Below are 22,487 nucleotides of genomic sequence, written 5' to 3' on the forward strand. Positions count from 1 at the left end.
GTATTTATAACTTTTCAACTTGCTGATCTACAATGCCATATTCAATGGCTTCTTTAGCATCCATCCAGTAATCGCGATCGAAATCTTTCATGATCTGCTCAAATTTCTTACCGCAATTTTCTGCAAGAATGCGTGCACCCATTTCCTTGGTCCTTTTGGTTTGTTTGGCTTGAATCTCCAGGTCGGCACTTACCCCCTGCATATAGCCTCCCAAACTGGGTTGGTGTATCATCACTTCACCGTGCGGGAAGATATAACGTTTGCCTTTTGCGCCGGCGCTCAGTAAGATGGAGCCCATCGATGCAGCCAGCCCCATACAAATGGTACTAACGGGGCTTTTTAACATCCGCATGGTATCGTAAATGACCATACCACTGGTAACTACACCACCCGGGCTGTTGATAAAGAATTTGATCTCTTCGCCAGGTTTATCGTTATCGAGCAGTAACAAACGGGTTACAATGTCTCTGGCCGATTTGTCTTCAACAACCCCCCACAGATACACAGCTCTTTTTTCAAAAAAGAACTTTTCCATTTTCTTGGCCAGTACACCGAATTCCTGATTTTTTTCTTTTTCTCCGTTTTCCTTTGGTTCATCTTCATCATCCATGCGAAATGGCTGAAACAAGTGATTAGAATATATCTGCATGATAATTTATTTGATTTGAATGTAAATCACAATATTGTTCAAAGATATTGAGCGATCCCTGTTGTCCGCTGCGCCTTTGGGGCTTCCGTCGCTTGCGCCAAAGCTTTAGCACGGAGCACGAAACAAGGCCTTTGCGGATAGTCGAAACGTTCGCTTAGTCTTTTTTCTCTTTACGCGGATTGATCAGTAACACTTCATCAACGAGGCCATATTCTTTGGCTTCTTCAGAAGTTAACCAGTAGTCGCGGTCGCAGTCTTTTTCAACCTGCTTCACCGATTTGCCGGTATGGAAAGAGATAGCGTCGTACAGGTTCTTTTTGATCTTTTTGATCTCGGCTACAGTGATCTCGATATCGCTGGCCTGACCGCCAATAGCGCCACTGGGCTGGTGCATCATTACCCGGCTGTGCTTTAAGGCAGTACGTTTGCCTTTTGTTCCTGCACACAGTAATACAGCAGCCATAGAAGCAGCCATACCTATGCAAATGGTAGAAACGTCGGGCGTAATGTAATTCATGGTATCATACACACCTAAACCGGAATACACGCTGCCACCGGGAGAATTGATGTACATCTGGATGTCGCGCGTACGATCGGTGCTTTCGAGAAACAACATTTGTGCAGTTACGATATTAGCCACTTCGTCATTGATCGGATAGCCCAGGAAAATAATACGGTCCATCATTAACCGGCTGTAAACGTCCATGACTGCAATATTCATGGGACGTTCTTCAATAATATTGGGAGTTAGGTTGGTAACCTGGTGCTGTTGGTAACTGTGCAGGGTATTGCTTGAAATACCTCTGTGGTGTACCGCGTATTTTTCAAATTCTTTTCCAAGATTCATAGTACTTTTCTGTTATTTGAGTTGGCAATTTAAGTCTTTGTGACAAACCAAATACCGTGCTACATAAAAAAACAGCCAATTTGGCCTAATATCTTCATAAACAATCCTTTTTAACCTGCAATACAGGCAGACCGGCTGGCAAAAAAGGCCCTTCAGGGGTCCTGGCGGCCTAACCGGTACTGGTAGACAAAAAAGGGCTGTCAGCCTGGTGCCGGCCCGGCAGATGAATTTGATACCCAGCACGGTGCAATGGTTAACCAAACAGTCATTAGCTTTATTTTGCATGAATAATAAGTGCTGAATCAACAATTAAAAATGGCGCCTGTTCAAACGTCACAAACAAACAATTGTTTGTAGGGCTTTTTGTTAAATAGCCGTTTAGTCCACTCGATTGGTAGAAAAAATTTTTTGAGAACCGTCTTTCTGTATTATCTTTGATCTACAAATTGAGTAGACTTATTATGTTTCGTTCCCACGCCATACAAATAATGTACATCTCCTGTTGCAACAAGTACTGTTGTTGTTAACCACCTGCACTACTCGCTTGACCATCATTGCTTTCCAGGTTCCAGATTAATGAATGAATGAAATTTGAATGATAATCCATATGAGCTCAACATTACAGGCACACTTGACAGATTTAACCCACCAATCAGATAGACTAAATATTCACGAATTTATAAAATTGCTCACAGAGCAATTTCCCGGCCAGGTCACTTTTTCAACCAGCTTCAGTTATGAAGACCAGGTAATTGCCCATGAGATCCTGAACCACCAGCTCCCTGTAAATATTTTTACTCTCGATACGGGGCGGTTATTTGCAGAAACCTATTCTGTCTGGAACAACACGAACGAAAAGTATAACACCCATATAACAGCGTACTACCCCGATTATCGTTTACTGGAAGAGTATGTGACCGATAAAGGACCGAATGCATTTTATGAATCGGTGGAGAACCGCAAACAATGCTGTTTTATTCGAAAAGTAGAACCGCTGAAAAGAGCATTGGCCGGAAATGCGGTCTGGATCACCGGTTTGCGCGCTGAACATTCACCCGACAGAAAAGACCTGAGCGTGATTGAGTGGGACGAAACCAATCAGATCATTAAATACAATCCGATCCTGCACTGGACCACTGAGCAGGTTAAGAAATACATCGATGACAATAATGTACCTTACAATCCACTGCACGACCGTGGTTTTGTAAGTATTGGATGCGCACCCTGTACACGTGCCGTTCGGCCTGGCGAAGATTTCAGGGCCGGCCGCTGGTGGTGGGAAGATGCGGCTAAAAAGGAATGTGGCCTGCATATTCATAAATAATTATTAACTGAATTCCTGAAAACAGAAATATGAGTAAGTATAGTTTAGATTATTTGGATCATTTGGAATCGGAAGCTATTCATATCTTCCGCGAAGTAGCAGGGCAATTCGAAAGACCGGCTTTGTTATTTTCCGGTGGAAAAGACTCCATTACCCTCGTGCAATTGGCACTGAAAGCATTTCGTCCCGGTAAATTTCCCTTCCCGTTGGTGCACATCGATACCGGCCACAACTTCCCAGAAGCGCTGGCATACCGCGACGAACTGGCAAAGACCATTGGCGAAAAATTGATCGTGCGTAATGTAGAAGATACCATAAAAGCAAAACACCTTACTGAACCCAAGGGAAAGTTCGCCAGCCGTAATGCTTTGCAAACGTACACCCTGCTCGATACCATCGAAGAGTTCAAGTTTGATGCCTGCATTGGTGGCGCCCGCCGTGATGAAGAGAAAGCAAGAGCCAAAGAACGCATATTTTCTGTACGGGATGAATTCGGTCAATGGGATCCGAAGCTGCAACGTCCCGAATTGTGGAATACCTACAACGGCAGAATTTCCAAAGGTGAGAACGTTCGGGTATTCCCGATCAGTAACTGGACGGAACTGGATGTATGGAATTATATCCGCCGTGAAAAGATAGAACTGCCTTCCATTTATTTCTCGCACGAACGCGATGTGATCGATCACGAAGGACAACTGGTAGCTGTAAGCGATTTTATAAAACTCGATCCTACCGATAAAGTGTTGCGCAAAAAAGTGCGTTACCGTACGGTAGGCGATATGACCTGTACCGCAGCTGTGGAATCACATGCTTCGAACATCGACGATATCATCAGCGAGATCACTGCTACCAAGACAAGCGAACGTGGTGAAACCCGAATCGATGACAAGGTTTCGGAAGCAGCGATGGAAGACAGAAAGAAAAACGGATACTTCTGATTTCTGATTTTTGATTTACTGATTTCGGGATTTAGAGATTTAATTGAATCCCAAAATCGCAAGATCCCAAAATCTCAAAATTATTAAGATGGATTTATTAAGATTTATAACAGCAGGCAGTGTAGATGATGGTAAGAGTACCCTGATAGGCCGTTTATTATACGATAGCAAAAGCATTATGATCGACCAGCTGGCTGCTATTGAGAAACAAAGTAAGAACAAAGAGCAGGGAGAGATCGATCTGGCCTTGTTAACAGATGGCTTGCGTGCCGAAAGGGAGCAGGGCATTACGATCGACGTGGCATACAAATACTTTTCTACGCCCAAACGCAAATTCATCATTGCCGACGCGCCTGGTCATATTCAATATACCCGCAACATGGTCACAGGTGCTTCTACAGCCGATCTGGCCATTATCCTGATCGATGCCCGTAACGGAGTAGTGGAGCAAACCCGCCGCCACTCCATCATCACTTCTTTATTGAACATTCCCCACGTAGTGGTGGCCATTAATAAAATGGACCTGGTTGATTACTCACAGGATGTTTATAACAACATTGTGATCGATTATGCCGAAGTGGCAAAATCGCTGGGCCTGAAAGATGTTACCTATATTCCGATCAGCGCCGTGTTTGGTGATAACATCGTTGAAAAGTCACCAAAAATGAGCTGGTTTGAAGGCGCTTCTTTACTGCACTTCCTGGAATCAGTAGAAGTAGACAAAGATATTAACCTCACCAACCCGCGTTTCCCTGTGCAGTATGTTATTCGTCCGCAAACAGACGATCTGCACGACTATCGTGGTTATGCAGGTAAGGTGATCAGTGGAATTTATCGTAAAGGCGATGCCATCACAGTGCTGCCTTCGGGACAAACCAGCACGATCAAGGCCATTGAGCACAACGGAAAGGAAGTGGACGAAGTGTTTGCACCGCAAAGCGCCATCCTTCACCTTGAAGATGATATTGATATCAGCCGCGGCGATGTTATTGCAAAAAGCGATGACCTGCCTAAAACAACCCAGGAGCTGGATGTGGTATTATGCTGGATGGATAATAAACCACTGGTAACCGGCAACAAGTATCTACTGCAGATCAACAGCCGGGTAGTAAGAAGCGTGGTGAAAGAAATTGAATACAGGCTGGATGTAAATACGCTGCAAAAGACAGAAGCTACATCCGCAGCATTGAACGACGTAATAAAAGTAAAAATAAAAACAGCTTCGCCGGTTCCTTACGATTCGTACAGCGAACTGCGCGAGAACGGTGGTGCGATCCTGATAGACGAAACAAGCCATGTAACTGTAGGCGCCTGTATGATTCAATAGTTGAGCAGTAACAAGATTGTTTAACCTTGAACAATGAATAGCATGAGTACGAGTGAATTTATACAGCATTTATTTACACAGCATAAAAAAGTGGATAGGTCATTTCCTGATAAGGAATTGGCAGAGCAGTTCATTGATCAGGCATTTAACTTCTTGTTTTTGCCCAATAAAAAGCACCAGCAGGTAAGCGACCTGGAAAGAGAGCTTAATTTATTGAAGAGCCATCTATCGAGCCTGGCGTACGATGTGGTGCATAAGGAAGAGAAAGCAGTGCACATTACGGAAACGTTCTTTGCGGCCATTCCTGCCCTGTATGCAAAATTGATAAAAGATGCAGAGGCGCTGTTGCAGTTTGACCCTGCCGCCCGTTCGGTAGAAGAGGTGCTGGTAGCTTATCCCGGGTTTTATGCCACGGCCGTATATCGCTTATCGCACCAGTTATGGGAGCAGGGCGTTGAGATCCTGCCAAGATTGTTTACCGAATATGCGCATAGCAAAACGGGGGTTGATATTCATCCCGGCGCACGCATTGGCGAAGCCTTTTGCATTGATCATGGCACAGGCATAGTGATAGGTGAGACCACAGATATTGGTAATAATGTAAAAATATACCAGGGGGTAACCCTGGGCGCATTAAGCGTATCTAAAGATAACGTGGCAAAACGCCACCCGACTATTGAAGATAATGTGACCATTTATTCGGGGGCTACCATTTTAGGTGGTACTACGGTTATTGGAAAGGACAGTATCATTGGCGGTAACGTTTGGCTAACGAACAGTGTGCCCTCGTTCTCGGTCGTGTATCATAAAAGTGAAGTGAAGGTCCGGGACAAGAATCCGTTTCCTGAACCCCTGAATTTTGTTATTTAAAACAAGGTGTGCCACACCACACTTTTAAAGTGTCGCACGCCTGGCAACACAAAACAGATTAATATGATTACGGAAGAAAAACAGGTAAACAATATAAAACCCAACCAAAACAACCAGCGAATGAGAGCCGGTAATATTCTTGAAACGATCGGCCAAACGCCGCATGTAAAGATCAACAGGCTGTATGGCGATAGCCATGAGGTCTGGATCAAGCTCGAGCGCAACAATCCGGGCAACAGCATCAAAGATCGTATTGCATTATCAATGATCGAAGATGCAGAGCAAAAAGGCATTTTGAATAGAAACAGTGTGATCATTGAACCTACATCGGGTAACACCGGTATAGGGTTGGCCATGGTGGCGGCTGTGAAAGGTTACAAACTCATCCTGGTTATGCCAGAATCGATGAGCGTGGAAAGAAGACAGCTGATGGAGTTGTACGGCGCCACATTCGAATTAACGCCGCGCGAGAAAGGCATGAAGGGTGCCATTGAAAAAGCAAAAGAGCTGGTTGAAAAAACGCCCAATAGCTGGATGCCCCAACAGTTCGATAATGAAGCGAATGTAAAAGTGCACCGCGAAACTACCGCCAAAGAGATTCTGGAAAGTTTTCCCGATGGCATCGATTACCTGATCACCGGCGTAGGAACCGGTGGCCATATCACAGGTGTTGCAGAAGTGCTGAAAGAAAAGTTCCCTAACCTGAAAGTATACGCTGTGGAGCCTGAATTATCAGCCGTGATCAGCGGTGGGGCTCCCGGTCCGCATCCTTTGCAGGGACTGGGTGCTGGTTTCATTCCCAGTATCCTGAATACTAAATTGCTGGATGGAACGGTACAGGTGGGTAAAGACGAGTCTTTCGTATACGCACAAAGACTTGCGAAAGAAGAGGGGATCCTGGCCGGTATTTCAACCGGTGCAGCGTTGGCGGCAGTAGCGAAAAAATTAACCGAGATCCCTAAAGGCGCCCGCGTGTTAACATTCAATTATGATACCGGTGAGCGGTATTTATCAATTGATGGTTTATATAAATAGTGAACAGTTACATGCAAACGAACCCAACATATGGTAAAGTAATACTGGCTGCTGCCGGGCCCGGTGATCCGGAACTGGTAACGGTTAAAACGGTGCGCTACCTGCAGCAGGCCGAAGTGGTTTTGGCCGACCGCCTGGTAAGCGACCTCATATTACAACAATATGTGAACAGCGCGGCCGAGATTGTTTTCGTAGGAAAACAATGCAGCCGCGGTTCGAGCACGCCACAATACACTATTAATGAACTGATGGTGCACTATGCTTCGAAGGGTAAGCTGGTGGTACGGCTAAAGGGTGGCGACGCAACGATGTTCTCGAACATCCTCGACGAATTGCAAACCCTGGTTCAGCATAACATCCCTTATGAAATTATTCCTGGCGTAACGGCGGCCCTTGGTGCTGCTGCCTATGCAGGCATTCCGTTAACGGCCAGAGGGTTCACTACGTCAGTTAGGTTTTTAACCAGCTACAAGCTCGATATAGTAACAGATAATTACTGGAAAGAACTGGCTGAAACAAATGATACCCTGGTGTTCTACATGTCATCTGAAACACTTGACCATGTAGTGGATAACCTGGTTAAGAATAATATTGGCAGTGATAAATTGCTTGCAGTAGTTGAGCAGGCAACCACGCCATTGCAGAACGTGCACGTAACCAATCTATATAAATACGATGATCAGCTTCGGGGAAAAACATTTGTTTCCCCTTCGCTGGTGATCATAGGTAAAGTAGTGGCTTTGCATGAGTCGTTCAAATGGATCGAGAACAGCAATAGTGCAGCCCATTATTTCAAACCCCTCGCAAAACTGATTACAACAACATCCGATACTGAAAATGCGGAAAAAGTAAATAAACATGTTAGCAGAGCATAAACTGAAATTGTTACAGGATTTAGTAAGGTCTTCTACCAAAGAAGAACTGGTTTGGATGAATGGATTCCTGGCCGGCGTGTTAATGAATTGCCACGACCAGCCGTCATTGGCATCAACAACAGCGACTGCTGCAGCGCCCGCAACAGCGACTGCACCGGTAGCTGCGCCTGCTGAAAGTAAACCTGCTGTATCCAAGATTACCATAGCTTATGGTACTGAAACCGGTAACTCTAAAAAGCTGGCTACCGACCTGGCTGCCAAAGCAAAGAAAAGCGGTATCCAGGCGAAAGTGGTTAGCCTTGATCAATATCGCCTGAATGATCTGGCCAAGGAAGAATACTTCTTTACCATTATCAGCACCCAGGGCGAAGGGGAGCCACCTGCTACTGCCAAGAAATTTTACGACCACATACATCAGAATGGATTCAAGTTGCCGCAAATTAAGTTCGGTGTGCTTGCACTGGGCGATACTTCCTATCCCCTGTTCTGCAAAGCCGGCGAGGATGTAGACCAGCAATTGCAAAAACTCGGCGGGCAACGCATTGCTCCATTGATCAAATGCGATACAGATTACCAGGGCGATGCCGAAGGCTGGTTCTCGCAGGTGTTGCATTCATTAACTACGACCACCAGCAGCAATGGTACTGCCAGTGTTGGCGCCGTAGTGGCCAAAAAGCCAACCGGTAAAAAAGTATACACTGGTAACATCATTACCAATATAAACCTGAACGACAGAGGTTCTAACAAAGCAACTCATCATATCGAGATCGTAGCAGACGAGCTGGAATACCAACCCGGTGATTCAATCGGAATTGTTCCGGAAAATGCACCGGCTGCTGTAGATGCTATTATTGCATTAACCGGTGTGGACGCGAGGAAAACATTGTCTTACCGCAATGAGTCGCATACCGTTCTTGAGTTACTGAAGAAGAAAGTGAACATTGCTTATTTACCCGAGCGCGTGGTGAAGCAGTATGCTGCCATTGTAAAACAGGATATTCCTGAAACAAAGATCAGCCTGCTGGATTTGTTGAAAATATATCCGGTAAATAATGCTGCGCAGTTTGAAGAAGTGATTGGCATTCTTGAACCGATCACGCCGCGGCTGTATTCAATATCGTCATCGCCTGAGGCGCATAGCGGTGAAGTGCATGTAACTGTAGCAAGGGATAATTTTAAAGTGAACGGCGAAGTAAAACATGGCCTGTGCTCTAACTTCCTGGCGGATCTGCCTGTTGACAGCCCGCTGGAATTTTATGTGCATAAGAACAATCAATTCCGGTTGCCGGCGCCCGAGAAAGATGTGATCATGATCGGACCCGGTACAGGTATTGCTCCCTTCAGATCGTTTATTGCTGAACGCGATGCAGTTGGTGCTACCGGTCGTAACTGGCTGTTCTTTGGCGATCAGCATTTTACTACCGACTTTCTGTATCAAACAGAAATTCAGAACTGGATGCAAACCGGCGTGTTAACCAAAGTGAACGTAGCCTTCTCAAGAGACCAGAAATCAAAAATATATGTACAGCATAAAATGCTCGAAAACGCCAAAGCATTTTATGAGTGGTTACAAAATGGTGCATATGTGTACATCTGCGGAGCGAAAGAACCCATGAGTGTGGATGTTGAAAATACCCTGTTACAGATCATTGAACGCTTCGGAAGCAAAACAAGCGCCCAGGCAGTTGAGTATCTGAACCAACTGAAAGAAGAGGGCCGCTACCTGAAAGATGTTTATTGATGCAATGAGCATTTGTAATTGGCAAAATAAAAAAATTGGTTAGAGAGCTAAGCGTTAAAGCCCTGTAACCTGCAACTTGAAACCTGTAACTTTTAGAGATGAGTACAAACGATAATAAGAATCTATCTTCTACTGAAAGAATAAAAATGGCCAGCGATGGCTTGCGCGGTACATTAAAAGAGAGCCTGCACGACGAGTTAACCGGTGCAGTGCGTGAAGACGATCAGGCGCTGATCAAATTCCATGGCATGTATCAGCAGGACGACCGCGATCGCCGCGAAGAGCGCAGCGCCAAAAAGCTCGAGTGGCTGTATTCATACATGCTCCGGTTGCGGTTGCCGGGTGGTTTTATGACCGGTGAGCAATACGTTGGTTTGCATAATATTGCCGGCGAACATTCAACCGGGGTGATAAAGATCACTACCCGCCAGACGATTCAGCTGCATGGTATTTTAAAATCACATGTAAAACCAACCATCAAGGCTTTCAATACCATTCACCTCGATTCTATTTCCGCTTGCGGTGATGTGAACCGTAACGTAATTTGTGCGGCTCACCCCAAGTTTTCGCCTATCCACGAAGAGATCTTTGCTTATGCAGATAAGATAAGCCAGATGGGTTTGCCGAAATCAAAAGGCTATTATGAAATATGGCTCGATGAAAAGCCATTGCTAGATACCAAGGAAAAAGAAGAAGTAGAGAAAGATCCATTGTACCAAAACCGGTACCTGCCCCGCAAATTCAAAGTGGCCATTGCCATTCCGCCGAACAACGATGTGGATGTATTTGCCAATGATCTGGGCCTGATCGCCATTGTTGAGAATGACAAATTGATCGGTTTTAACCTGGCGGCCGGCGGTGGTCTGGGTGCTACCCATGGAAACGCACAAACGTATCCACGGCTGGGGTCAATGCTTGGTTTTGTGCGTGGAGAACAAAATACATTGAAAGCGGTATTGGAAGTGATCACGATTCAGCGTGATTACGGAAACCGCAGTGATCGTAAGCTGTCGAGGTTGAAGTATACCCTCGACAAAATGGGGATCGAGGCTTTCAGGGAAGAACTGGAAAAACGTTGTGGGTTCAAGCTGGAAGAGCCTAAGCCCTTTACCTTTACCCGCCGGGCTGATGATTACGGCTGGCATAAGAACCATGAAGGTAAATGGTATTACACGGTATTTGTTGAAAGTGGCCGCATAACCGATGATGAAAAAGTAGCATTAAAAACGGCTATGCTGGAAGTCGCAAAAACAGGGAAAGTGAATTTCCGGTTCACCTGTAACCAGAACCTGATCCTGAGTGACATTGCCCAGAAAGACAAGAAGGAAATAGAAAAAATATTAGAGGATTTCGGCATTATTGCACATACTGATAATGCAGGTGCGGTACGTAAAAGCGCCATTGCCTGCGTAGCCTTCAACACCTGTTCATTGGCGTTGGCGGAAGCACAACGTTACCTGCCATCGCTCATCACGAAAATTGAACCTATACTGGCAAAACATGGTTTGGAAAATGATGAGATCTCGATGCGGATGACCGGTTGCCCGAACGGGTGCGGAAGACCGTATGCAGCAGAGATCGGCTTTGTTGGCACTGCGTATGGCCGTTATAACTTACATTTGGGGGGCGATCGGGAAGGTTTCCGTTTAAATAAAAAGTATAAAGAGAATATTGACGAACCTGCCATTTTAAAGGAGCTGGATGAACTGTTCGAAAAATACAGCAGGAACAGGCAGTCGGGTGAAACCTTTGGAGATTTTGCAGTTCGGGAAAAGTTGGTAACGATTTAAATTAATGCTGACGGGCATGTCAACAGAACAAAAGATACCGGTAAAACAAACAGCTGTCGCTTCCGCCGACCAGGGCAATCTTTTATTTCCCGTTTTTTTAAAACTGGAAGAATTGAAAGTATTACTGGTAGGCGGAGGTAAAGTAGGCCTGGAAAAATTATCTGCGCTGCTGGGGAATTCACCTGCAGCTCCGGTCACTGTTGTTGCTAAAAGCATTTCCGATGAAGTACGCAGGTTGGCGAAACATCATCCCAACGTTACCCTCCATGAACGCGCTTTCCAGGAAGCCGATCTGGAAAATAAAGACCTGGTTGTAATTGCGGTTAACGAAAAAGAATCAAGTCAGGCCATTCGTGCCGCTGCCAAGGAAAGAAAGATCCTTGTAAATGTAGCTGACACGCCCGAGCAATGTGATTTTTACCTGAGCTCAATTGTGCAAAAAGGAAATCTGAAGATCGCTATTTCAACCAATGGCAAATCGCCTACTGCTGCCAAACGGATCAAAGAGGTATTGAACCATGCGTTACCGAATGAACTGGACGACATGATCAATAACCTGCATGCAGTAAGGAACAAACTCAATGGAAATTTTGAATACAAGGTAAAACGCCTGAATGAGCTCACCCGCATACTTGTTGAAAAAGATAATGTAGAAAGGGAAAGACGCTGGCGCAAAATTGCTACCTACTCTCTGGTTGCCTTCGGCCTGATGCTTATAGGCCATTTTATATTCTCCTATTTGCCCTTTCAACGCATAGCCGACGATACGGTAAAATGGTATCAACAGCTGGATAAGAATTTCCACTGGATGCTGCTGGCCGGTTTCCTGGCGCAGGTAGTAGACGGTGCATTGGGAATGGGTTATGGGGTAACCAGCGCTACCATTCTCTTATCAGCAGGGGTAAGCCCGGCTGCCATGAGTGGTAGTATTCACACGGCAGAAATGTTCGCCAGCGGCGCTTCAGGTTACAGTCACTACAAATTTGGGAACGTAAACAAGAAGCTCTTCAAGGCATTGGTGATTCCCGGCGTGCTCGGTGCGGTGCTGGGGGCTTATTTATTGTATAAGTTAACAAAGGTCGGATTGAATGCAGATTATGTAAGACCTGTGGTAGCCTGCTATACCATGCTGCTGGGTTTACGTATACTTTGGAATGCATTCAAGAACGAGAAGATAAAGAAGAAATTCAAACACTACGGCTGGCTGGCCGGTATAGGCGGTTTCCTCGATTCATTTGGCGGCGGTGGCTGGGGACCCATAGTAACCACTACATTAATAACCAAAGGCCGCAGCCCGCGCTTTGTAATAGGGTCCGTAAGCCTTACCGAGTTCTTTGTTACATTGGCCAGCGCATTTACATTTTTTACATTGATGGGGCTGGAGCATTGGCAGGTGATCGTGGCGTTAGTAATAGGCGGTTTGCTGGCTGCGCCATTAGCTGCAAAACTGGCTGGAAAATTACCCCGTAAGACATCGCTGATCTTATTGGGGTTATTGGTAATATTCTGGAGCCTGAGGATCATTGTAAAGATCTTTTGATAAATATATTTAATATATCCCGGCAAAAATTTGACCGGGATTTTAAATATTTAATTAGTCTATTAATTTAATCGACTACATTTGCGTTTGTTTGGATCCCGGTAGTTCTTGGCCGGGTTTTTAAATGTCTTATTAGTCTATTAAAACAATAGATTAAATGTTTTCAACACCCGGACAAAGAACAGTGCCGGGATTTATTATAAGCATATAGTCTATTAAAACGATAGGCTATTCCAAAATTAAATGAACGAATATGAAGACTGCAAATCCTTCACGTTGGGCAGGTGTACCGCTATACATTGGCCTATTCAGTCAGCTAAGTAAGAGCAGGAGCATGAAATACGGCGTATTGGTAGCCGCCGCTCTTTTGATACGCTCGCTATCCTTTTCCCAGGCAGTAGCCCTCATTGAGATCTCAGGAACCGTTATAAACCAGGAGAAGAACGAGCCTTTGCCCGATGTAAGTGTGCAGATCAAAGGATCGGTAACCGGCACGATCACCGACAACGCTGGCAGCTTTATCTTACGCACCAAACAAAAATTACCATTTACGCTGGTCTTTTCTTCCGTTGGATTTAAACCACAGGAATTGGAAGTAAAAAGCCTGGGCTCCAAATTACAGGTGGCCATGGTTACCCAAACGGTACTGGGGAACGAAGTGGTGGTAACAGCTTCCCGGGTTCCGGAAAACATTCTTAAATCACCGGTGGCTATTGAAAAACTCGATATCCGCGCCATTCGCGAAACGCCTGCACCTAATTTTTACGATGCGCTCGAAAATGTAAAAGGCGTACAAATGACAACTTCCAGTTTAACGTTCAAAGTGCCGAATACCCGCGGCTTCAATATTCCTAATAATTTCCGTTTTATGCAGTTGGTTGATGGGGTAGATATGCAGGCTGCTACCCTGGGTGTGCCGTTGGGCAATGCGATCGGTCCCACGGAACTGGATATCCAAAGCGTTGAAATCACACCCGGCGCCGCCTCCGCTTTATATGGTATGAATGCCATTAACGGCATGGCTAACCTGCTTACTAAAAATCCGTTTAATTCCCAGGGATTGAGCATTTATCACAAAACAGGGGTAAATCATGTGGATAATAGGGATCATAGCGCAGCTGTTTTAACGGAGTCGGCCATCCGGTATGCAAAAGCCTTTAATAATAAGTTTGCTTTCAAAGTGAATGTGGGTTATATGCAGGGCGTCGACTGGCGTTCCAATACCCGGCTCGATCAAAACCCTAACAACCTCAAAAGCGCAAACCCTAACTTCCCTTCACTCGATGGCGCTAATAATATAGCATTTGACGGCTGGAACAGGTATGGCGACGATGCGCTGGCTGGAAGTAACACATCATCCATTAGTGGTCTTACCATTGATGGCAAACCTAATCAAACTTTACGGGTAGTGCGCACGGGCTATTGGGAGACTGACCTGGTAAGTCCAAAAGTGAGCAATTTAAAAGTAGATGCTGCTGCGCATTACCGCATTACTGAAAATGCCGAGCTCTCGTATTCCTATCGTTTCGGGCAAATGGATGGCGTATTTCAGCGGGGAAATAAGATCCGCCTCGATGATGTAAAAGTGCAGAATCATCATTTGGAATTGAAAGGTACCAATTATGTAGTGCGCAGTTATGTATCCATTGAGAACACCGGCAATTCCTACAATGTTAAACCGTTGGCCGACAATCTCGACCTCGCGAGTGGCGGTTCCAGCAATGCCTGGGCTACAAAATATAAAAATGCGCTTACAGAATATGCCAACCTCAATGGCGGCCTAACCTCTGCTAACCTGGCCGCTGCCAATCAATTTGCACGGGATAAAGCCGATGCTGGCCGTGTTGAGCCCGGCACACCTGAGTTTGATCAATTGAAAAATACCATCATCGGGATCAACAACTGGGATATAAGATCAGGCACTATTCCTGATGCACCAGCCACTGGTGGTTCTGCCCTGATCCAAAAGAGTCGCATGTACCATACCGAAGGGCAATGGGACCTGTCGAAATATGTGAAGGTGATCGATCTGCTGGTAGGTGGTGATGCACGTATCTACGAGGTCATTCCCGATGGCAACAATTTCGTTGATTTCGGCCGGCCGATCGAGGAAAGGAATAAGCCGGTGATGGTAGATGGTAAAGTGCCGGATAGCAATGATTTTGGCAGCAATGTATATTATAAAAAGTTCGGCGCCTTTGCACAGGTTACCAAAACCTTCTTCAACGAGAAGTTGAAATTATTTGGCTCCCTGCGCTACGATTACAATCCGGAGTTTGATCCCAAGTTTACGCCACGCCTGGCGGCTGTATATACGGCCAGTCAACGGCATAATTTCCGCTTTACCTATCAGCAGGGATTCCGTTTTCCCGCGCTGTTTGAAGCATTATCATATGTAAATAATGGGCGGGTAAAACGCGTTGGTAGTTTATCCTATATCAATGAGGGATTGGGCTATCTTGAAAATAGTTATACCCAGAGCTCGGTAATTAATTTCAATGCAGCGGTAAGTGCTGCAGGCAATACCGACGCAGCCGCGTTGGCTAATCGGGACCTGCTGGTAGTGGCCAACCTGCCCAGGGCGCGTCCGGAAAGGATCACTTCATTTGAGATCGGTTATAAAAGTATTCTCCTGAATAATAAAGTGATCATTGATGTGGACGCTTATACCAACCAATACGACGGTTTCCTGGGTCAGGTGCAGGTATATGTTCCCAGGGGAGAAACCGTAGGTTCCGATGCGGCAGTGATCGCCATGCTCGACCGCAACCGCGATGCTACTACGGCCAGTGGAGCTAATGCGGCCAGCCAGGGGCAGGAACGTTACCGCGTGTATACGAATGCAAAGAATATTTATTACAACTACGGCGCTGCGTTGGGCATCACCTATAATATTTATAAAAAATATACCATTGCGGGGAATGTGAATTTCAACCAGATGAGATCGAATAAGACCGACGATATTTTCGTAACAGGATTCAATACGCCAAAATGGACCACCAATCTTTCATTTGGTAACCGCGAAGTATTTAAAAATGTTGGGTTCAATATCGTGTGGAGATGGCAGGATGCCTTCCTGTGGGAAAGCCCGCTGGTAACAGGTACTATTTCTTCATACAATACGCTCGATGCCCAGGTAACCTATCGCATTCCAAAAGTAAATGCAAGCATCAAAGCAGGCGGCGCCAACCTGTTGAACAACCGTTACATTCAATATGCGGGCGGGCCAACCATCGGTGGCTTATATTATGTGGCGTTTACGGTTGATGGCTTGTTGAAGTAGTCGGTTATTTCTAGACCGATACCGTAATCGATCTATACATATCTTAATAGTGAACCCCGCCTTTCAGCGGGGTTATTTTTCTTACAACCTGATCTTCATCCCACCATTCATAATAAATCCCTCCACCGGCGCATAGATATCCCTGAAGAGGGGATTATCAATACTGCCGGTATAAATAGCATCAAACCTTGACTGGCGCGTGTCTGTGAAGTTTTCAAAATTGATGTAAATGGAAAATTTCTCCCAAACCCTTTCCGCCATAAATCCGGTTATCCAATAGGATTTACCCAAACTGCCATCATTCAATCGTTGCCTGCTGAAATAATACGCTTCCAGTCCCAATTTCCATTTTTCATCTTTTTCGTACATCAGCACATTGTTCAGCCGGTGCCGGGCAGTTAACGGCATCCATTCCAGTTTGTTGTTAAAATGCGTATTCGCATCCGTATACGTATACCCGAGGAATAATTTGAAATCGCCATATAACAACCGCAGGTTGGTTTCCATTCCCCTGGTATCGAGATGGCCCGTTGAGTTTACAAAAGTGGAAGCGCCGCCCGCACCCACAGTGATCACCAGTGGATTATTCAACCGGGTATAAAAGAACAGATGATTGAAGCTAACGCCCAGGTCCCCGATGTGAGTACGGTAATTAATGTCCCAGTTACCGCCGATGGAGCGTTCATTTTTTGATCTATTGATGTCAATTGGTAACAAGGCTTTAAAATGCATTCGCTCTGCTTCTTCTGTAAAGATGGTGGGTGTTTTATAGCCAAAGCCGCCGCCAATGCGGGTGGTAAGGTTCGGCAATACTTTGATCATAGCCGAAACCCTTGGCAGCAACTCAAACCCATATTCATTTACGTAATCACCCCTTAAACCGCTTTCCAGGACAAGTTTATCAGAAACAGTCCAGGCATTCTGTATAAAAATGCCAAATGTATTGTAGTGATAATCCCGGGAAGGGCCAGAGTTATGTTCCACTTCATTTAAGCCATCGGTCAATACATTGGCGCCAATTACCCAGTCGGCTTTTTCTCCTTTTCTGTTCCAGGTGAGTTCAGAAAAAGAAGATTGTTGCAGGGCGTCGAACTGGTAACCAGGTATAGTGATCACCCGGTCGAAACGACTGTAGCTGTTCTTGAATTGAAGCGTGGTATTGTTATTCAATCTGTGCGCAACGCCGAATTGAGTAATGATGCGGTCTGTATTGTTCTTCTCAAAAAATCCGCTTTCACCGTTCCTGATATAATTCATGCTGCCCCCGGTACGGTCTTCGGTGATATAGGTGATGCCTGCATCAGCAGTTGTTTTTTTTCCATAGAGGAATAACCGAGGATTTACCGTGTATCGTTCATATTTGGGAATAGCAGTGAGGCCAATGTCTGCAGGGTCATACGCTTTATTGCTGTTACGCGATGCAAAAAATGTCAGGCCAACCTTACCGTACCGTTCACTGTAAAAGCCGCTTACATCAAGGCCGCCGGCGTTTGTACCGTTAGCCAGGAAATTAAGCGCTCGTTTTTCACCGGGCGTTTTTGATACCAGGTTTACCAATCCCGCAATGGCGCCGCCACCATATAAGGTAGAGGCCGATCCTTTGATAACTTCCACCTGTTTCAGATCGAGCGGCGCTATTTGCAAAATAGAAAGGCCGCCGGAAAAGCCTGCATACAACGGGTAACCATCACGCAGCATTTGTGTATACCGGCCGTCAAGTCCCTGGATGCGGATGCCGGCATTGAAAGATGTGGCTGATGTCTGCTGTGTTTGAATGCCGGTGCTTTCCGTTAACAGCATTCTGATATCACCGGGTTTCATGTTGGCTTTTTCAGCCAGTTCTTCCCCTGAAATAACTTCTACCCGGGTGGGGATGTTGGCAATGGTCCTGCTGATCCGCGTGGCTGTTACCACCACTTCCTCCTCATGTTCTTCTTCGTGTTGCTCCAGCTCAATGTCAATGGTAGCCGTATCTGATAACGGAAATGTGTAGCTAACCGTTCTTTCTTCAAAGCCGATATACGTAATAAGAAAAGTTTGACGTCCGGCAGTAATCCCGGTAATAAGGGCCACGCCATTGCTGTCGGCCAGAACGGATCTGTTTTGTTCTTTCCAAAGAATAGTAGCGCCGGGGAGTGGCATTTTTTCTTCACCGCCCCTGATCGTTGCCTTAAATGTATATTGAGCCTGTGCCGCAACAATAAGGCAGCACAGGATAATGCCTGTCAATAGGTACTTCATCTTCCTGTAGTATGTGATTAATAAAGGTGTGGATAGGTCGATGTTAACCGACGCGGGGAGGCTGGAAGAGAGAAGGATGATAACTGGATAATTTCTCTACATAGAAATGATAATAAGTTGTTCGTACCGCATATTCTGGCAGCGTTATACTTACCCGTGAAATGATCTCAACGGCATGGGCGCAGGTGCCGCAGGCAAAAAAAGGCGAGCAGTTGCCTTTTTCTTCGTTATCCGTTGGATGCGGCTGATGCGAGGCGCTGGTTTTATTATCGCATTCATCGGCCATACAACAGGGAATGATGGCCCCCGCTATGGTAACGATGAGTAATAAAAAGGTCAGCAGCTTTTTCACTGCCCAAAGATAGTATTTATTGGTTGTAACGGGCAGGGGAGCAGATGGGTTCTTTTTGGCGTGATTGGCACATTAATTTTATGGTAAAGGAACGAGTGTAAAAAAGTTTACTTTAGCAGAAGAAAAATGCACTACGCGCAATTTCAACCACATCCCCAACTGGCTCCTTTTATCGAGGCCTACTGGCAGGTGACGAGCCTATCTGAAACACCCGCTGCCAGAATAATGCCCGATGGTTGTGTAGATATTCTCATCAACCTGGGTGAAGATCTTCATACAGAAAGCGATCTCGTGATCAAAAGCGGTACGGCCGGTTTGGTTGGCACAATGACCCGGTTCAAAAAAATTAAGCATCCATGCAATACCAGTATAATAGGTATTCGATTTAAAGCGGGTGCCTTTGCCTATTTTTATAATTATGATTCCTTGCATGAGCTCACAAACACCACTATTGAATTCCAGAAACAACTGGTTCCCGATATCAGCTGCATAAGAAAAGATCTTGTAAATTATCTCAACCGGTTCTATCTACTGCGAATGAGCGCACCGCGGCAAACTATAATGCCCATTGTCACAAGCATCAAAAACAGGAAGGGACTGGTCACCGTTGATTCATTGGCCAGGAGCCACTATATCAGTAAAAGGCAGTTGGAACGGAATTTCAAACAACAGGTGGGTTTAACTCCCAAGGCATTCATCAATTTTGTCCGGTACGAGTTTGCGTTGCAAAGTATAAAGAAATACCATTTCCAAAAAAGTTTGCTTGAAATAGCCTACGAATGTGGCTATTATGATCACGCCCATTTATGCAATGACATAAAAAAATACGCTGGCCTTGTTCCATCGCAATTATAAAGTTGTCGCATTTTTCCAAAGCTTGGCCTGTTAACAGGGGTTAATTTGCAGGCAAAAATGATCTGCAGAACAATTTTATTTGTATCCCTGATCGGATTGTGTTCGTGTAAACATTCGGAAAAATATAAAAATTTACATACGATGGAACAAAGACTCAGTGTAATTACGCTAGGCGCACAAGATCTGCAGGCAATGCGTAATTTTTATATCGAAAAATTCGGTTGGAAACCGGTTGCCGAAAACAAAGACATTATCTTCTTTAAATTAAATGGGTTTTTATTAAGCCTGTACGGGCGCAAAGAGCTCGCAGAATTTGCAAAAGTGCCGGCAGCTGGAAATGGCTTTCGGTCCTTCGTTTTGGCGTATATGGTAGATTCAAAAGAAAAGGTGGAAGAGTTATATGCGTTGTTTAAGAGTAGAGGAGTCAAAATTTTAAAGGAGCCCGAAGCGCCGCCATTCGGTGGATATTGTTTTTTAATGCAGGATCTTGAAGGAAATATTTGGGAGATATCCTGGAATACATTCATACCGCTAGACGAAAAGGGGAATGTTATTACACATCTTCCGATAGATCATTTATAAACTGTATCTGCTGGATCCGATTGCTTATTTATTTGTATTTTTAAAAAAATACGAGTGAAGCAATGATAATCCCTGTAAATAACAGCGACCTTTTGATTGTTCAGGAGATCATTAATGACGGTGCGTCCGCATATAAGGGAGTTATTCCGGCAGATAGATGGCATGAGCCTTATATGTCTCTTGACGAATTGCAGGCTCAGGTTAACGATGGTGTTAAATTTTGGTGTTACGTCGAGGGCGGAAAAATGATTGCTGTAATGGGCATCCAGGATAAGGGGGACGTTAATTTAATTCGACACGCCTATGTTCGCACGGCTGCAAGGAAAAATGGTATCGGGGGAAAGCTGCTTCAACACCTGTCAACATTGGTATCAACACCCATTTTGATAGGTACCTGGGCTGATGCGGACTGGGCTATCAGCTTTTATAAAAAACATGGTTTCCGGCTGGTTTCGCATGATGAAAAAGAGCTTTTGCTCCGCAAATACTGGAACATTCCCCTCCGGCAGATCGATACTTCGGTTGTGCTTGCAAGCGCCAATTGGGTTGGCCCTTAACGGGCAGCCATCTAACCGGCTAGCCATGCTTTAAGCACCTCGCCGATCTTCGTCACCTCCACCATAAAACCGTCATGCCCATACGCTGAATCAATTTCTACCAGCGTGCAGTCGGGCAGGTGTTGCTGCATATGGCGTTGTTCTTCGAGCGGACAAAGTATGTCGCTGGAAATACCGATCAGTAAAGTCCTTTGTTTAATACTTTTCAGCACCGCTTCTGCATTACCGCCGCGGCCGCGGCCAATATGATGGGTATCCAGCGCTTTTGTAAGCAGCCAGTAGCTGTATGCATTAAAACGCTTCACCAGTTTATCACCCTGGTAATTGATGTAGGAAGCTGCTTTGTAATCGTTCAGTTTTTCGGCGTCGGCATCAGTTTGTTTCTGCACCATAATGCCGTAGTTGCGGTAGGTAAGCATGCCGATGGCCCGGGCGGCTTTCAACCCTCTTTGTCCCGCTTCGGGCGTATCCTGCTGCCAGGTGCAATCGGCCTCAATGGCCAGCCGTTGGGTGGCATGCACCGCAATACCCCAGGCGCTTTCGGTGGGAGAAGTGGCCAGCAAAAACAGATTCTTGATCACCGCAGGCTCCATCAGGCTCCATTCCATCGCCTGGTAACCGCCCATGCTGCCGCCCATCAACAGGTGAATGGATTGAATGCCCAAATGCCGGCGCAGCAGAATATGTGCATTTACCATATCGCGAATGGTGATCAGCGGAAATTGGTGCCCCCAAACTTTTCCCGTTTTGGGATTGATACTCAATGGCCCTGTGGTGCCGTAACATGAACCCAGAATGTTGGCGCAAACAATAAAGTAGTTTTCGGGGTTAATTACACAGCCGGTACCCACCACTCCCTTCCACCAGTCGGCGGCATCGGAGTTGGCAGTAAGTGCATGACATACCCAGATCACATTGTTTTTTTCGGCATTTAACGTTCCATAAGTATGATATGCAATGGTTAATGAAGGCAGTTGTTGCCCGTTTTCGAGTTTGAAAGGTTGATTATATTCAAATTGCTTCATTGGCCCCTGGCTATAATTAAGGGTGCAAAGTAAATGCCTGCATGAATTACATTTGCAAAAATCTTTACCATGATAAAAATTGAATTGGAAAGGGTCGAAGGTGACTATGGATTTGAAGCGAAAGATGCTAATGGCCATACGGTACGTATAGATACCAGCCTGGAGGGCGGAGGAACCAATTTCGGCGTTCGCCCCATGCAAATGCTGTTGATGGGACTGGGAGGGTGCAGCGGTATAGATATCGTAAGTATACTAAAAAAGCAACGTCAGACCGTAGAAGGTTTCAGCATGAAAATAGAAGGAGAGCGGGAAGCCGGCAAAGAGCCGTCGCTCTGGAAGGATGTGACCATTGTTTTTGAGCTTACCGGCAATATTGATCCCGATAAAGCCAGGCGCGCCTGCGAGCTGTCGATGGATAAATACTGCTCCGTGGCCGAAACCCTGCGTCGCGCCGGTGGCGACCTGAAATGGGAAGTAAGGGTGAATCAGAAATCGGAAGTCGGAAGTCAGCAGTAAGACGTCGGAGGTCGGAAGTCGGAAGCCAGAGGTCGGAAAGAACGATTATTTTGGAGCCGGCTTAAGTGCTACTATCGGCGCCTGTTGCGTCGCACACTTGTACGCCACAGCCTTGAGCGACGGCGTATATCGCCGTTCAG

Annotated in this window: 19 protein-coding genes; 14 read left to right on the top strand and 5 right to left on the bottom strand. The window is 45.6% G+C overall.

The annotated features are described in order from the left end of the window. Positions 1-4 precede the first annotated feature (4 nt). Together JUB15_RS07960 and JUB15_RS07965 are read right to left on the bottom strand one after the other, a co-directional pair. Positions 5-649, bottom strand: coding sequence for a ClpP family protease (locus tag JUB15_RS07960; protein ID WP_207511928.1), 645 nt, complete (start codon positions 647-649; stop codon positions 5-7). Between the two features lie 154 nt (positions 650-803). Continuing rightward, complete coding sequence (locus tag JUB15_RS07965) at positions 804-1,496, bottom strand: ClpP family protease (protein WP_207511929.1); 693 nt, start codon at positions 1,494-1,496, stop codon at positions 804-806. A gap of 607 nt (positions 1,497-2,103) precedes the next feature. Here JUB15_RS07965 and JUB15_RS07970 point away from each other — a divergent pair. The 10 genes from JUB15_RS07970 to JUB15_RS08015 all read left to right on the top strand — a co-directional run bounded on the left by JUB15_RS07970 (position 2,104) and on the right by JUB15_RS08015 (position 16,219). Beyond that, the gene (locus JUB15_RS07970; RefSeq protein WP_207511930.1) at positions 2,104-2,820 is read left to right on the top strand and encodes a phosphoadenylyl-sulfate reductase; all 717 of its coding nucleotides are present in this window, start codon (positions 2,104-2,106) and stop codon (positions 2,818-2,820) included. A 29-nt stretch (positions 2,821-2,849) separates the two neighbouring features. Next, complete coding sequence (cysD, locus tag JUB15_RS07975; protein WP_207511931.1) at positions 2,850-3,758, top strand: sulfate adenylyltransferase subunit CysD; 909 nt, start codon at positions 2,850-2,852, stop codon at positions 3,756-3,758. An 88-nt stretch (positions 3,759-3,846) separates the two neighbouring features. After that, complete coding sequence (locus tag JUB15_RS07980) at positions 3,847-5,085, top strand: sulfate adenylyltransferase subunit 1 (protein WP_207511932.1); 1,239 nt, start codon at positions 3,847-3,849, stop codon at positions 5,083-5,085. A gap of 33 nt (positions 5,086-5,118) precedes the next feature. Next, a complete protein-coding gene (epsC, locus tag JUB15_RS07985) occupies positions 5,119-5,955 on the top strand; it encodes a serine O-acetyltransferase EpsC (RefSeq protein ID WP_369411507.1) in 837 nt (278 codons plus the stop codon). Between the two features lie 63 nt (positions 5,956-6,018). Continuing rightward, positions 6,019-6,990, top strand: coding sequence for a cysteine synthase A (cysK, locus tag JUB15_RS07990; protein WP_207511933.1), 972 nt, complete (start codon positions 6,019-6,021; stop codon positions 6,988-6,990). A gap of 11 nt (positions 6,991-7,001) precedes the next feature. Then, positions 7,002-7,865 (top strand): uroporphyrinogen-III C-methyltransferase, encoded by an 864-nt coding sequence (gene cobA, locus JUB15_RS07995; protein WP_207511934.1) that lies wholly within the window; start codon positions 7,002-7,004, stop codon positions 7,863-7,865. Further along, positions 7,849-9,606, top strand: a complete 1,758-nt coding sequence (locus tag JUB15_RS08000) for a diflavin oxidoreductase (protein ID WP_207511935.1) — start codon at positions 7,849-7,851, stop codon at positions 9,604-9,606. Before cobA ends, JUB15_RS08000 begins: the two co-directional genes overlap by 17 nt. A 98-nt stretch (positions 9,607-9,704) precedes the next feature. Then, entirely contained in the window at positions 9,705-11,396 is a 1,692-nt protein-coding gene (locus JUB15_RS08005) for an NADPH-dependent assimilatory sulfite reductase hemoprotein subunit (protein WP_207511936.1), read from the top strand. A 16-nt stretch (positions 11,397-11,412) separates the two neighbouring features. Beyond that, on the top strand, positions 11,413-12,936 hold the full coding sequence (locus JUB15_RS08010; protein ID WP_207511937.1) for a TSUP family transporter: 1,524 nt from the start codon (positions 11,413-11,415) through the stop codon (positions 12,934-12,936). Positions 12,937-13,189: 253 nt separating this feature from the next. Beyond that, on the top strand, positions 13,190-16,219 hold the full coding sequence (locus JUB15_RS08015) for a TonB-dependent receptor (protein ID WP_242696238.1): 3,030 nt from the start codon (positions 13,190-13,192) through the stop codon (positions 16,217-16,219). 81 nt (positions 16,220-16,300) lie between these two features. On the opposite strand, the gene JUB15_RS08020 is transcribed toward JUB15_RS08015, so the two are convergent. Next, the gene (locus JUB15_RS08020; RefSeq protein ID WP_207511938.1) at positions 16,301-18,460 is read right to left on the bottom strand and encodes a TonB-dependent receptor; all 2,160 of its coding nucleotides are present in this window, start codon (positions 18,458-18,460) and stop codon (positions 16,301-16,303) included. Positions 18,461-18,503: 43 nt separating this feature from the next. Further along, on the bottom strand, positions 18,504-18,812 hold the full coding sequence (locus JUB15_RS08025) for a hypothetical protein (protein ID WP_207511939.1): 309 nt from the start codon (positions 18,810-18,812) through the stop codon (positions 18,504-18,506). Between the two features lie 126 nt (positions 18,813-18,938). Between JUB15_RS08025 and JUB15_RS08030 the strand changes: the two genes are divergently transcribed. From JUB15_RS08030 to JUB15_RS08040, 3 genes are all read left to right on the top strand, one after another. After that, complete coding sequence (locus JUB15_RS08030; RefSeq protein ID WP_207511940.1) at positions 18,939-19,667, top strand: helix-turn-helix transcriptional regulator; 729 nt, start codon at positions 18,939-18,941, stop codon at positions 19,665-19,667. A gap of 141 nt (positions 19,668-19,808) precedes the next feature. Further along, positions 19,809-20,249 carry a VOC family protein gene (locus JUB15_RS08035; RefSeq protein WP_207511941.1) on the top strand — a complete coding sequence of 147 codons (441 nt, stop codon included), beginning with the start codon at positions 19,809-19,811 and terminating at the stop codon, positions 20,247-20,249. 92 nt (positions 20,250-20,341) lie between these two features. After that, the gene (locus tag JUB15_RS08040) at positions 20,342-20,806 is read left to right on the top strand and encodes a GNAT family N-acetyltransferase (protein ID WP_242696239.1); all 465 of its coding nucleotides are present in this window, start codon (positions 20,342-20,344) and stop codon (positions 20,804-20,806) included. A gap of 11 nt (positions 20,807-20,817) precedes the next feature. Here the strand turns inward: JUB15_RS08040 and metX are convergent, their stop codons facing one another. After that, a complete protein-coding gene (gene metX, locus JUB15_RS08045) occupies positions 20,818-21,831 on the bottom strand; it encodes a homoserine O-acetyltransferase MetX (protein WP_207511943.1) in 1,014 nt (337 codons plus the stop codon). Between the two features lie 69 nt (positions 21,832-21,900). On the opposite strand from metX, the gene JUB15_RS08050 reads away from it, so the two are divergent. Beyond that, positions 21,901-22,347, top strand: a complete 447-nt coding sequence (locus JUB15_RS08050) for an OsmC family protein (RefSeq protein ID WP_207511944.1) — start codon at positions 21,901-21,903, stop codon at positions 22,345-22,347. The last annotated feature ends 140 nt before the right edge of the window (positions 22,348-22,487 follow it).

This window comes from Longitalea luteola (genome assembly GCF_017356035.1).
In the GTDB taxonomy this organism is placed as follows: Bacteria; Bacteroidota; Bacteroidia; order Chitinophagales; family Chitinophagaceae; genus Niastella; species Niastella luteola.